The organism is Telluria sp. LT2P80, assembly GCF_059685955.1.
Map to the genome: position 1 here is coordinate 264,516 of NZ_JCASIO010000001.1, position 12,610 is coordinate 277,125.

Annotated in this window: 10 protein-coding genes; 4 read left to right on the forward strand and 6 right to left on the reverse strand. The window is 65.1% G+C overall.

Annotated features, from left to right (window positions below; translation table 11 throughout):
• Positions 1-68: 68 nt before the first annotated feature.
• Positions 69-1,865, reverse strand: a complete 1,797-nt coding sequence (locus tag AC56LW_RS01175; protein ID WP_499630810.1) for a flagellar assembly protein A — start codon at positions 1,863-1,865, stop codon at positions 69-71.
• Between the two features lie 320 nt (positions 1,866-2,185).
• The gene (locus AC56LW_RS01180; protein ID WP_332531124.1) at positions 2,186-2,551 is read right to left on the reverse strand and encodes a hypothetical protein; all 366 of its coding nucleotides are present in this window, start codon (positions 2,549-2,551) and stop codon (positions 2,186-2,188) included.
• 200 nt (positions 2,552-2,751) lie between these two features.
• Between AC56LW_RS01180 and ompR the strand changes: the two genes are divergently transcribed.
• Together ompR and AC56LW_RS01190 are read left to right on the forward strand one after the other, a co-directional pair.
• On the forward strand, positions 2,752-3,519 hold the full coding sequence (gene ompR / locus AC56LW_RS01185; RefSeq protein WP_258834804.1) for an osmolarity response regulator transcription factor OmpR: 768 nt from the start codon (positions 2,752-2,754) through the stop codon (positions 3,517-3,519).
• Entirely contained in the window at positions 3,519-4,904 is a 1,386-nt protein-coding gene (locus AC56LW_RS01190; RefSeq protein WP_499630814.1) for a sensor histidine kinase family protein, read from the forward strand. The genes ompR and AC56LW_RS01190 overlap by 1 nt, the downstream gene beginning before the upstream one ends.
• A 13-nt stretch (positions 4,905-4,917) precedes the next feature.
• Here the strand turns inward: AC56LW_RS01190 and AC56LW_RS01195 are convergent, their stop codons facing one another.
• Positions 4,918-5,886: a threo-3-hydroxy-L-aspartate ammonia-lyase gene (locus tag AC56LW_RS01195; protein ID WP_499630817.1), complete on the reverse strand. Its 969-nt coding sequence runs from the start codon at positions 5,884-5,886 to the stop codon at positions 4,918-4,920.
• Between the two features lie 199 nt (positions 5,887-6,085).
• Here AC56LW_RS01195 and AC56LW_RS01200 point away from each other — a divergent pair, with 199 nt between their 5' ends.
• A complete protein-coding gene (locus AC56LW_RS01200; RefSeq protein ID WP_499630819.1) occupies positions 6,086-7,408 on the forward strand; it encodes a S41 family peptidase in 1,323 nt (440 codons plus the stop codon).
• Here the strand turns inward: AC56LW_RS01200 and AC56LW_RS01205 are convergent.
• Positions 7,353-7,856, reverse strand: coding sequence for a hypothetical protein (locus AC56LW_RS01205; protein ID WP_499630822.1), 504 nt, complete (start codon positions 7,854-7,856; stop codon positions 7,353-7,355). The genes AC56LW_RS01200 and AC56LW_RS01205 overlap by 56 nt on opposite strands.
• A gap of 89 nt (positions 7,857-7,945) precedes the next feature.
• Positions 7,946-8,938, reverse strand: coding sequence for a 2-hydroxyacid dehydrogenase (locus AC56LW_RS01210; protein ID WP_499630825.1), 993 nt, complete (start codon positions 8,936-8,938; stop codon positions 7,946-7,948).
• Positions 8,939-9,129: 191 nt separating this feature from the next.
• On the opposite strand from AC56LW_RS01210, the gene AC56LW_RS01215 reads away from it, so the two are divergent.
• Positions 9,130-9,513, forward strand: a complete 384-nt coding sequence (locus AC56LW_RS01215; protein WP_499630827.1) for a DUF4124 domain-containing protein — start codon at positions 9,130-9,132, stop codon at positions 9,511-9,513.
• An 80-nt stretch (positions 9,514-9,593) separates the two neighbouring features.
• Here AC56LW_RS01215 and AC56LW_RS01220 read toward each other — a convergent pair whose 3' ends face one another.
• Positions 9,594-12,533, reverse strand: a complete 2,940-nt coding sequence (locus AC56LW_RS01220; RefSeq protein WP_499630830.1) for a putative bifunctional diguanylate cyclase/phosphodiesterase — start codon at positions 12,531-12,533, stop codon at positions 9,594-9,596.
• Positions 12,534-12,610 lie beyond the last annotated feature (77 nt).

A 12,610-nucleotide genomic window follows, 5' to 3' on the forward strand; every position in this document is an offset into this window, starting at 1 on the left:
TATGCCTGCCTCCCGGCCTGATGTTGACTACCATCAACTTGAACTGGCCGCCCCCTGGGCGGAAAGGATCATCCCGGCGAGACGGCGGATGCGGAATCCCAGGCCCAGGCGCCCTCGCGGCCTGCATGCAACAATTCGGTGCCGATGGCATCGCGCAGGCGCAGCCGGATGTCGCGCGGCCCCTGGTCCCAGATGCAGCCAAGATCCGGCTCGTACGGCAATGCGCGCACCTGCACCTCGCCGGCAATGGCCTCGAGTGCAATCTGCGCCGCGCCGACGCGGTCATAACGCTGCGCTTCCAGGCGGCCCAGCACCGCCATCCCTGACTGCCGTTCGGCGTCGAGCTTTTTCGCTTCGTCCGACAAGCGGCCAAGCTCCTTGAGCGCGGGCCCCGCGGTATCGGTCATGCGCTGGAACTGCGGCACCTGCTCGGGCTTGAGCACCAGATCGCCGCTGCGGATGCGCGGCGCGATCTTCAGGTACTTGCTCAGATGCGGCTGGGCCGTCAGCGTCTCGATCGATGCGCGGTGGCGCGCCGCGAGCTGGCCGAACTGCCCGATGCGCTCGCGCACCTGGGCCATCGCATCGTCGATGCGCGCGCAATCGGGCCGCAGCAGATATACCAGCATCTCGCCCTGCTTCCAGGGCGCGGCGCGGCCGATCCGGACGCGCCGGCCGGCAATCGCGCTGCCTTCGGCGTGCGTGACCTCGACGTCGTCGCCCATGATCTCGCAGTTGATCGCGGTCTCGACCCGGATGCGCGCACCGGAAATCACGCAGTTCTCGGCCCGCCCCAGCACCACGTCCCCCTTGGCCGCCTGGATCGTGGCGCTGGAGGCCACGCCCAGCACGCGCACGCCGCCATTCATGTTGCGCGCGCTGCCGCCGACCAGGTTGCGCTCCAGGCGGACGGCGCCGCCGCGCGAGAGCACGTGGCCATACACGTCCGCATGCACGGTGATGCTGTCACCTTCGATGGTGCGCTGTTCCTGCACCTCGCCGAATTCTTCGTAGTCGCCGCTCAGGTTCAGGTTGCCCGTGGTCCTGGCGCTGACGCCATCGCGGCTGACGATCTTGTCGGAGATCGCGATGCGGCTGCTTTTCGGGTCGACATTCAGAAATCCGTCGCGGCGCGCGATCAGGAATTCGCCCGCAGGAACGACGTCGATACCGGTGCCTTCGGCGGCATAGGCGGCCAGGTCGAGGTCCTTGCCGATCTCGGCCAGGAGCGGAATGCCGGTCAGCTCGAAACCGGGACTGCCCGCCGTGCGGGGCACCTTGCGCAGCAGGCGTGTACCCATGCGCACTTGCGGAAAGCGATTCTGGAAGCTCATGAGGTCGAGCTTGCCATTGGCCAGTTCGAGCGGCGCATCGCTGCGGTGCAGTTCGTTCGTGACTTCTTCGACGCGCGCGGCGTCGCCGTCGACGGGCGGCAAACGGCGCGCCACCACGTAGCGCCCGGCCGCGCCCTTGCCGATGGCCTCCGCGATGGCGGCGACATCGGCGCCGAAGCGGATCCCCTTGACCCACATGTCGGCGACAAATTCGTCGGCATCGAGCGCGGTTGGCCGCTCGCCGCCGTCGGGATCGGGTTCGACCACCGGCTCGAAATAGTATTCGGCCTGGCCGTCCGTGATTTTCACTGAACGGTACAGCGCCTGGCGGGCCGGGGTGAACGGGCGAATGTCAGCGGCGATGCGCACCTGCACCCGGCCCGCGGCATCGCGCGGCAATGCCGGGCCATGGCCATACAGCGCCTTGATGAGTATCGGGTAATCGAGTCCCGCCAGGTAGTGGCCGGCGCGCAGCAAGCTGTCGAGCGCCGCCACGAGAGTCGTGCCGAGCGCTTCCGGGTCGGCGTACACGCCGTCCTCGCGCCGAACGATGCAGTGCTCTGGTCCGTCAGAGACAAAGCGTGCTACAGAAGATAAGACGACATCGGACACGTTTGCGCTCCAGGTTGCGGATGTTGTTGGTGGCTGACCTTACCAACAGTAAGGCGCTCGCCAACATAGCATGTTGCGCTAACTAAATAAACATATAGCAATAAATTTGCGAAAAAGAAAATGCACAGGGTGGGCATCGGACTAGCGAGGCGGGCCGGCCGCGTGCGATTGATACCGATCAAACGCCAAATACGACAACGGCGCCAGAGGCGCCGTCGTTTTGCTGAAGCAGCCGCGTGTCAGCGGCGGCGCGAATTGGGATACAGATCCGCACCTTCCTTGATCTGGCGGCGCAGGTCGCGCCGCTCGTCCGGCGACAGGCGCCCGCGAGGCCGCTCTTCACGCACCGTGTCCTGCTGGACCTCGGCATTGCGGCGGCCCTGCTCGCGCACTTCGAATGCGCGCGCGTCGCGCAGGGCCTGCATGTCGTAACGCTCGCGCGCCTGGACGTCGTCGCTGCGGCGGTTGCGGTCCTGGTCCTGGGCCAAAGCGCCGGCACCGGTTGCTGCAAACGCGCAGGCGAAAACACCAAGGCGCACAAGCCGGGCGAGCCGGCCGCGAGCGGTACCGGGTGCTGCTGGATTGTCGTTGAGCGCGTGGTTCATGGTGTTCCTCTTCCGTGATGCCTGATAAACGGATAAGCTGTGTTGATCACTTGACGCCAGTGTAGGTTGATCGCGCAGGCGGGGTAAGACTAATTGGGTAAAGTTTGTAACACATTGTAATGGCTGAGCTGAGTCGTGCCTGCGGCGCCGCCATAAGAAGTTACCATAGCGACATTCATCTGACAATTCTGGACAGTTCCATGACTTCATCGACTTCGAACATTAACGTGGGTACGGGCACGCAGGGCGGCCACTCCGCCAAGATCATGGTCGTGGATGACGACGTGCGCCTGCGCGATCTGCTGCGCCGTTATCTGACCGAACAGGGTTTCCAGGTCGTGACTGCCGAAAGTGCACCCGCCATGAACAAGCTGTGGCTGCGCGAACGCTACGACCTGCTCGTGCTCGACCTGATGCTGCCCGGCGAAGACGGCCTGTCGATCTGCCGCCGCCTGCGCGGCGCCGGTGACCAGACCCCGATCATCATGTTGACCGCCAAGGGCGAAGACGTCGACCGCATCGTTGGCCTCGAGATGGGCGCCGACGACTACCTGCCCAAGCCGTTCAACCCGCGCGAACTGGTGGCCCGCATCGGCGCGGTGCTGCGCCGCAAAGGCCCCGACGAAATCCCGGGCGCGCCATCGGAAACCCCGCAAACCTTCGAGTTCGGCGACTTCATCCTTGATCTCGGCACGCGCACGCTGAAGAAAAACGGCGAGACCGTGCCGTTGACCACCGGCGAATTCTCGGTGCTCAAGGTGTTTGCGCGCCATGCACGCCAGCCGCTGTCGCGCGAAAAGCTGATGGAACTGGCCCGTGGCCGCGAATACGAAGTGTTCGACCGCTCGCTCGACGTCCAGATCTCGCGCCTGCGCAAGCTGATCGAACCCGATCCTTCGAGCCCGCTGTACATCCAGACCGTCTGGGGCCTGGGCTATGTGTTCATCCCTGAGGGTCAGCCGCGCTAGTGAAGCCTCCTGCATTTACGTCGCTCGCGGCGGCGCATCGCGCCGTGCGCTTTGCCTGGTTCAAGAGCGGCCTGTTCTGGCGCACGTTCTTCCTGATGTCGGTGCTCACCGCCGTCTCGATGGGCGCCTGGATCGGCATGATCAACGTCTACCAGCGCGGCCCGCAAGTGCAGCAGACGGCCGAAACGGTCGTGTCCGTCGTCACCATCACCAAGGCCGCGCTGACGCACTCGGCGCCCGACCTGCGGCTCGAACTGCTGCTCGAACTGGCGTCGAACGAAGGCATCCGCATCTTCACGCTCGAAGACACGGACATCATCGATCCGCCACCGCACAATCCCCTGATGCCCGAGATTGCCGCCATCGTGCGCGAGCGACTCGGCGCCGACACCCGCTTTTCCAGTGGCGTGAATGGCGTGCCCGGCTTTTACATCAGCTTCAATATCGAGGATGACAAATACTGGCTGATGCTCGAGCGCGAGCGTCTGGCGGGTCTGACGCGCGTGCAGTGGCTCGGCTGGGCAGTGGTCGTCGGCCTGCTGTCGGTCCTGGGCGCAGCGCTGATCTCGAGCCTCGTCAACCGGCCGCTGGCGCGCCTGACGTCGGCTGCCCGCGCCATCGCCAAGGGCGAGCGCCCTGCGCGGCTGCCCGAAAAAGGCTCGCAAGAGATCATCGAGGCCAATCGCAGCTTCAACCAGATGGTTGAAGACCTGGCCCAGGTCGAGAAGGACCGCGCCGTGATCCTGGCCGGCATCTCGCACGATCTGCGCACGCCGCTGGCGCGCATGGGCCTCGAGGTCGAGATGGCCAACCTGTCGCAGGAAGCGCGCGACGGCATGCAATCGGACATCGCGCAGATGGACGCCATCATCGGCCAGTTCCTCGACTACGCCAAGCCGACCGAAGCGGCCACGTTCGTGCCGGTGGATCTGTCAGAGCTGCTGGCGGACATCGGCCACCACGCGGGCCGCATCCCGAGCCTGCGCATCAGGACCGACCTGATGCCGGACGTGCACGTACAGGGCAACGCCACCGACCTGCGGCGCGTGATCAACAACATCATCGAGAACGCCCGCCGTTACGGCGTCACGCCGGGGCAGGACTACACCGAGATCGACATCGTGCTGCGCGTGAAAGCAACGGGCCACGGCCGACGCGCCGTGATCGAGATCGGCGACCATGGCGTCGGCGTGCCGCCGGACCAGATCGCGCAACTGATGAAGCCTTTCACGCGGCTGGACAGCGCGCGGGGCCAGGCCAATGGGGCCGGGCTGGGCCTGGCCATCGTCGAGCGGGTGCTCACGCGCCACAATGCAGGGCTCGAAGTGAGCAACCGCGACGGTGGCGGTTTCCTGCTGCAGGTGGCGTTGCCGCTGGCGGCCTGAGCGCTTAGCGGGGTCAAGCCCCGATCAGGCTCGCGAAGCGGGCCAGATCGATATTCCCGCCACTGACCAGCACGCCGATCCGCTTGCCACGCAAGCTGTCCTTCATCTTGCGCGCCGCCGCAAAGCCCAGGCACCCCGTCGGCTCCACGACGATCTTCATGCGCTCGGCAAAGAACCGCATGCACGCCACCAGTTCGTCGTCGCTGACGGTCAGGATGTCATCGACGTCGCGCTGGATGATCGGGAACGTCAGCTGCCCCAGGTGCTGCGTCTGCGCGCCATCGGCGATCGTGCGCGGCGTGTCGATATGCACGATCTGCCCGGTACGGAACGACTGCTGGCCATCGTTGCCCGCTTCTGGTTCGACGCCATACAGCAGGCACCCAGGCGACAAGGCACGCGTGGCCAGTGCCGAGCCCGACAGCAGCCCACCGCCGCCCAGGCACACGAAGAACGCGTCGAGCGGGCCGACCTCATCGAACAGTTCCTTGGCCGCGGTGCCCTGCCCTGCAATCACGTCCGCGTGGTCATACGGCGGGATCAGCGTCAGGCCATCACGCTCGGCCAGCGCGCGGCCGATCTGCTCGCGGTCCTCGGTATACCGGTCGTAGGTCACGACGGTGGCGCCATAGCCGCGCGTGGCGGCGACCTTCGCGGCCGGCGCGTCCTCGGGCATGATGATCGTGGCCGGGATGTCCAGCAGCCGCGCCGACAGCGCGATCGCCTGCGCGTGATTACCCGACGAGAACGCCACGACGCCAGCGCGCCGCTGCGCCGGGCTGAACCTGGCCAGCGCGTTGTAGCCGCCCCGGAACTTGAAGGCCCCCATGCGCTGCATGTTTTCGCACTTGAAGAACACCTCGGCGCCGAACTCCTCGTTGACGGTGCGTGAGGTCAGCACCGGCGTGCGGTGCGCGGCGCCGGCAATGCGTTCGGCGGCCTGGACGACGTCGTCATACGTGGGAAGCTGGAGCATGGTCATGCGGGTGGTCCTTTCAGGGGCATGGGTAAGGAAGACGATGGCGCAGTCTATCGGCCACCCGGACGAACGTCAAACCCGACGGCGAGGTGGCTGAACAATCGTATGCAGACGTTGCCAATCAGATAGTTTTTCGATGTAATTGTTGGCACAGTAACCGATCGTCGCAGGAGACGCCACGTTGCATACACCGAGGAAGCATATGTATCCGTTGCATTTTGCCGTCACCAGTTGGTTCGCTTTTCTGCTGTTGGGGCAAGCTGCGCACGCCGCGCCCGTCATCACGAAACAAGCGCTGCAACAGGATATCGATCTCGTGCTCAGGACCGTGCGCGACCAGCATCCGGACCCGGGTTTTTCGACGAGCGACGCGGCCGTGACTGCTGCACTGGAAGCGATCGGGCGCGACCTGCCGGCGTCGATGACGCGCGATGAAGCGTGGCGCCAGGTGGCCCGCATCAATCCGCTGCTGGCCGACGGACATCTTGCGATCACGCTGACCGACTGGCGCGCAGATACCGCAGCGCACCGCGCTGCCGGCGGCGCCCTGTTCCCGTTCAATGTGGCGTTCGATTCGCAGGGCCGCCTCGTCATCGATGCTGCATTGGGAGGCGCAGCGTCACCCCTGGCCGGCGCGCGCATCGTCGCCATCGACGGTGTGCCGGCCGACACGCTCGTGGCCAGCCTGGCATCCCGCGTCCACGGCGATACGCCCGCGATGCGCATGGCCCTGCTGGCGCAGCGCTGGTGGCTGTATCACTGGAAAACGCTCGGCCCTGCGCAGCAGTACCGGCTCGTGATCGAACGTGATGGCCAGCGCAGCGAACTTGCGATCCCCGGCAGCACGGACCAGCCGCGCATGCTGCAGGACGAGGTGGACATCGCGCGCCTGTACCGGCTCGACACCGTGCCCGGCTGTTCGGCGGTCATGACCGTCAGCTCGTTCGATAGCGCCCACCTGGCAGACTTCGTTGCCTTTACGCAGGCCGCGTTCACACGCATGCGGCAGGAACACATCAGGCACCTCGTCATCGACATCCGCGCCAACACCGGCGGCGACGACGTCATGTGGCTCGACGGCTTGATGCCGTACCTGGCGACGGCGCATTACCGCGTCGGCTCGAGCGCCGTCAAGCGCGTGTTGCGCGCCAACCCCGAGCGCGGCGAACAGGTCGGCCAGATCATCCACACGCAGATCGCCACCTGGCGCGAACCGCAACCCGATCACCCAGCCCGCTTCAACGGCAAGGTCCAGGTGGCAATCGGTCCGCTGACCTACTCGTCAAGCGTGCTGTTTGCGAACGTGATGCAGGACTTCGGCTTTGCCACCTTGGTCGGATCCGGCGGCGCGGCCAGGCGCAGCCAGTCTGGCGGCGTGTATGGCGTGCCGCTGCCGCAGTCGGGCCTGACGCTGTGGATACCGCGGTTCGTGCTCGATCCACCGGGCGGCGCACCGAAGGGTGCTCTGCTCAGCGCGCAGGGGCCGTGGGATCCGGGTGCCGCGCCTGCGTGTCAGGCGCTGTGACCGTGCGCGCCTGATCCGGCGAGACGGCAAGCAGCGCCTGCTCGATCTGGCGGTTGTGCAGGGCGCCGCCGACGACGATCGCACAGGCTCCCAGCACCATCAGGACAACGGCCAACAAGGCCGCCCACGGGCCACCCAGCAGCAGCGCGCCACCCAGCACGATGACAAGGATGGGAATCCCGTACAGGTACATATCCAGCAGCAGATCAATCGCGATGCCCCAGGCGCTGCGTTGCAGCTTCACCCTGGTGGTCGACAGGTCACGCCAGCCGCTCACCGTCTGCCAGTTGCCCGCCTCCTCGAATGCAACGGCAAACGTCGAGCCTGTGGCAGGCACACTCTTGCGATCGAACGCCACAGCAAACTCGCGTTTTCCGCCCGACTCAAAACTGAACATCTCCGACTGGACGTCAAATACCCGCTCGAAGCGGATCGTCTCGATGTGCATGTGTGCTCCTTTGTGGCTGGCGTGCTCCCTGCACCGTAACGCAGGCCAGGTGCGCTGTCCAGCAAGCGGGACGATTCATGCGCCCTGCATCAGCCGGGAATGCGGTTGACCAGCGCCTCGCCGCGCTCGAATGCGCTGATGCTGTCAATGGTGGTGCGCATGATCTGGCCGATCGCTTCGACCGTGAAGAACGCCTGATGCCCGGTGACGATCACGTTCGGAAACGACACCAGGCGCTGGATCACGTCGTCGAGGATGATCGTCGACGACAGGTCCTGGAAGAACAGGCTCGCTTCCTGCTCGTAGACGTCGATTGCCAGACCGCCCAGCTGGCCGGTCTTGAGCGCCTGGACTACGGCATCGGTATCGACCAGCCCGCCGCGGCTGGTGTTGATCAGCACACAGCCGCGCTTGACGCGCGCCAGTGCGGCCGCATCGACGATGTGGTGCGTCGCGTCCAGCAGCGGGCAATGAAGCGAGACCACGTCGCTGCAGGCGAGCAGCTCGTCCACGCCCGTGTAGCGGCCACCGAGCGCCTCGAACGCCGGCGTCGGATACAGGTCGTGACCCACGAGCGTACAGCCGAAACCGGCCATGATGCGGGCAAAGATCAGCCCGATCTTGCCGGTGCCGATCACGCCGACCGTCTTGCCATGCAAATCGAAGCCCATCAGACCGTCGAGGTCGAAGTTGCCTTCGCGCGTGCGCACGCTGGCACGCGCGATCTTGCGGTTCACGGCCAGCAACAGGCCGACCGCGAATTCGGCGACCGAATTGGGCGAATAGTCGGTGACGCGCACGACTTCGATTCCGAGCCGGCGCGCGGCGGCGGCGTCGATATGGTTGTAGCCGGTCGAGCGCGTGGCCACGAGGCGCGTGCCCTGCCGCGCCAGGATCTCCAGCACGGCAGCATCGACCGTGTCGTTGACGAACACGCAGACCGCCACGCACCCGGCCGCCTGGCTCGCCGTCTGGACACTGAGCCGCTCTTCGATGAACAGCAACGCATGGCCGACGCCATCGTTGGCCTGCGCCAGCATGGTCTTGTCATAGCGACGTGCACTGAATACGGCTGTTTTCACACGAGTCTCCTGCTGGATGATGAACAAGCCCTTATACGCCCTCGGACGCGATAAGGACAGTCTTACCGTCGCACGCTGTCAAACGGACGGCGCGCAGGCCTACAAGCCTGTGTGAATTGGCGCACAGAAGAAAAATGATGCAAATAAGACAATTAAATTGTTGAAATTAAAACAAAGCCGAGGAGTCGATCATGAAGCGTAATTTCTGCCAACTGTGCCTGCTGGCCGCCACCATGATGGCTGCACCGGTCGCGTTTTCCGAGACCAGCATCGTCAAGTGCGTCGATGACGAAGGGCGCGTGACGCTGACCGACCGCCCTTGTGAAGTCGGCGCAACGACCGTGCAGATGGCGAGCGAACCAGCCAACGAAGGCGTGACCCGTGTCCACGCGTACCCTCTGGTCGCCGAGGCCAGCGTTTTGCCGCCACCGCGCGCGATGCAACGTAGTTATGTTCCGACCCCGCGTGCAGCAGAAATACCGCTGGCCAGTGACGTTGCCACGCTGAAGGCGGCGCGCGCCCAGTTCGTATTGAGTGACGTGCGGTCGACTCCGGCATTGGCGGGCCTCGACTGACCCCCAATGCAAGAAATGCCGTTCAGTGCAAACTGAACGGCATTTTGCATGGCTGAACGAGCTGCCGTGAGCGTGACCGGTTAATGCAAGCGCGTGACGCTGGCCAGATGTGACGTGGGCGGCTTGTCCCACTCGCTCAACAATGCCAGCAACGCGGCATCCTGAATGAAGCTGGCACTGGAGCGGCCCTCCAGAATGCGCTCGGGTGGCATCGAGCGCGCCACGACGAACCCCTGCACGTAATCGACACCGATTTCCTGCAGTGTCTGGACCGTGGCCGCGTCCTCGGCCCATTCCGCGATTGTCTTCATGCCCAGGTTCACGGCAAGGCTCACGATGGCCTCCACAATGGCCACATTAGCCGGATGCGCGTTGATATTGACGATGAAATTGCCGTCGATCTTGAGCACGTCCGCAGGCAGCTCTTTCAGGTACGAGAACGAGGTGTAGCCGGCGCCGAAATCGTCCAGCGCCACCTTCACGCCGAAGCCACGTACCTGGTCGATGAAGCGGCGCGTGTTGTCCAGATCGTGCAAGGCAACGCTTTCGGTGATTTCGAGACACAGGCGGCTGGCCACGTGCACATAGCGGCCGAGAATGTCGAACGTGTCCTGCACAAAGCGCTCGTCATTGAGGGATGCGCCCGACAGGTTCATGCAGACGAAGCGGGTATTGACCAGTTCGTCGTTGTGCTCGGCGATCCAGGCCAGCGTACTCGTGAGCACCCAGCGGTCGATCACGCTCGCGCGCCCACTCTTTTCGGCGGCGACAATCACGGCGCCGGCCGGCACGATGCGGCCATCCGGCTCGCGCATGCGCAGCAGCACCTCGAAATTGAGCGATTCGAACGGCGTGCGCAGCGACATGATCGGCTGCATCTCAAGCAGCAGGCCATCGGTGGCGGCCGGCCCCGACAGGCGCTCGACCAGGTCGAGTTCGGCGGCGCGCTGACGGAACGCATCGGCGTCGCGCTCGTACACGACCAGGCCGTCGCCCGTGCCGGTCTTGGCTTCGCGGCAGGCGCGGTCGGCGGTGGAGACGGCATCCTTCATCGGCATGCCTGGCACCACTTCGATCAGGCCAACCGACGCCCGCACGTGGAACGCCTTGTCACCGACGCGGTATGGCGTGCTGCCGAGCCGGTCGACGATGCCGCGGACGATGATCGAGGCCAGCGGTATCGCTGTCTCGGGCATCACGATCACGAATTCGTCGCCGCCCACGCGGCCCAGTTGCTGGCCGCCGGCCAGCATCGCGCCCATGCGCTCGCACACCTGCTTGAGCACTTCATCGCCGGCGCCGTGCCCGAACAGATCGTTGATCAGCTTGAAGCGGTCGAGGTCGACATATGCCAGCGCCATCGGTCGACCGGCGGCCAGGCTAGCGCTGGCATTGCTGAACTCGCGCTCGATGCCGCGCCGGTTGAAGACCTTGGTCAATGGATCGTTATTGGCCATGAAGCGCAGCTGCTCGGTGGCCTTGTGTTTTTCGGTGGTGTCCTGCAGCACGCCCTCGATGCGCGACCTGGCCAGTGTGGCGCTGACCTGGAAGCGCTGGCCGCCGTCGCGGCTCGTCAGCTCCATCTCGGCTTCGACTTTCGCATGGACCTGCTCGTGCAGAGCGGCCCAGCTCGCTTCAGTGAAGTACTGGCGCCACGCCGTACGGCCCGCCGTGAAGTCGGTCATGCCGAGCATCTTCTGCAGCGCCGGATTCACGCTCAGGAAGTGGCCGTAGATATCGAGCGTGAACAGGCCCACCGGCATCGCCTTGTACGCATGCTCGAGTTCTTCCTGCGCTTCCTGGCGCTTCTCGGTTTCCATGCGCATCTGCTCGGCCACGGCCAGCGCCGCCAGCAGGCTCGACGCGAGCGCGGCGGTGACGCTGTTGATCACGCCCAGCAGTTCGCGCATGCCGAACGCGGCCGACGCGACCTCGGCCAGCGACGCCATGAAGGTGACGGCGAACGACGCCGCGAACCAGGCCGCGACCCGCGTGCGCGATTCGACGATGATCTTGAACAGGCCGATCGTCATCAACGAGAAGCAGCACGCCAGGATGCCCCACATCAGCGGCAGGTACATGCCATACGGGACCAGGATGGCGGCGGCCAGCATCGGCATGCACAGCCACTGCATGACCCGCATCGGCACCACGTAGCGCATCTCGGCCAGGTGATCCTTCAGCAGCGCCTGGTACAGCGTCAGCGTCGCGATGCCGTACATCGTAAACGTGACGGCGCGGCTGCGCAGCAGCCATTCGGACGGTACCGCCTGGCCGAGCCACTGGATGTCCCAGCCGGCCGACAGCGCACCCACGCGCAGGTTCAGGATCAGCCAGCCGGCAAACATGACGTACACCGGCTGCCGGTTGATCAGTGCCGTGATCAGGATGAACAGCGCCAGCACGATCATGCCGCCATCGAGCAGCCCCGACTTGCGGTGATACTGCTTGACCGACAGCACATACTGCTCGATGGGCCACTGCACGACCGTCAGGCGGGCCGGGCCCGCGAACGTGCCGCGGCACAGCAACTGGCGCGGCAACGGCGCGACGCTCAGCGCGAAGCCGGCCTTGTCGGCGCTCAGCAGACCGGTGCTGTCGCTGCGGCTGGCAGTGCCCAGCGGGGCCAGCGAGACCGCATTCCAGCAGGCGATATCGAGTGCATGGCGCGACGGGAATTCGAGCACCTGTGCACCCGGGCGCGGCATCGGTTCGACGACGAACCAGACCGGTGCTTCGGACAGATGGGTGTCATGGGTGTTGGTCAGCGGGCGCGCGCGCGCCTGCCCGAGTGCGCTGGCAGGATCGAGTGTGCCGGCCGGATCGGCCAGCACATGCATCGTCAATGGCACGTCGCCACTGGTGCGGTATTCGTCGTGCCAGAAAACGAGCGCGATCAGCGACACCACCGCGATCCCGATCGGGATGAGGTAGTAAGAAAATATCTTGAGAATCAGTTCGACCGCCGCTTGCAACGCGGATGGCAGCGAAGCACGAAACTGATGGGAAAGCTTGGGCATGAGCGGCCTTGGTAATACGCGTGACCACCGTGCAGACAGCGACGGCCACTAAAGCGCAAGGATACAGCTTTAGCGTA

Bases quoted from the DNA above. Each gene is read 5' to 3' on its own strand.
- ompR (WP_258834804.1), top strand. From the start codon at position 2,752: ATGACTTCATCGACTTCGAACATTAACGTGGGTACGGGCACGCAGGGC.
- AC56LW_RS01215 (WP_499630827.1), top strand. From the start codon at position 9,130: ATGAAGCGTAATTTCTGCCAACTGTGCCTGCTGGCCGCCACCATGATG.
- AC56LW_RS01195 (WP_499630817.1), bottom strand. From the start codon at position 5,886: ATGACCATGCTCCAGCTTCCCACGTATGACGACGTCGTCCAGGCCGCC.
- AC56LW_RS01180 (WP_332531124.1), bottom strand. From the start codon at position 2,551: ATGAACCACGCGCTCAACGACAATCCAGCAGCACCCGGTACCGCTCGC.
- AC56LW_RS01220 (WP_499630830.1), bottom strand. From the start codon at position 12,533: ATGCCCAAGCTTTCCCATCAGTTTCGTGCTTCGCTGCCATCCGCGTTG.
- AC56LW_RS01205 (WP_499630822.1), bottom strand. From the start codon at position 7,856: ATGCACATCGAGACGATCCGCTTCGAGCGGGTATTTGACGTCCAGTCG.
- AC56LW_RS01200 (WP_499630819.1), top strand. From the start codon at position 6,086: ATGTATCCGTTGCATTTTGCCGTCACCAGTTGGTTCGCTTTTCTGCTG.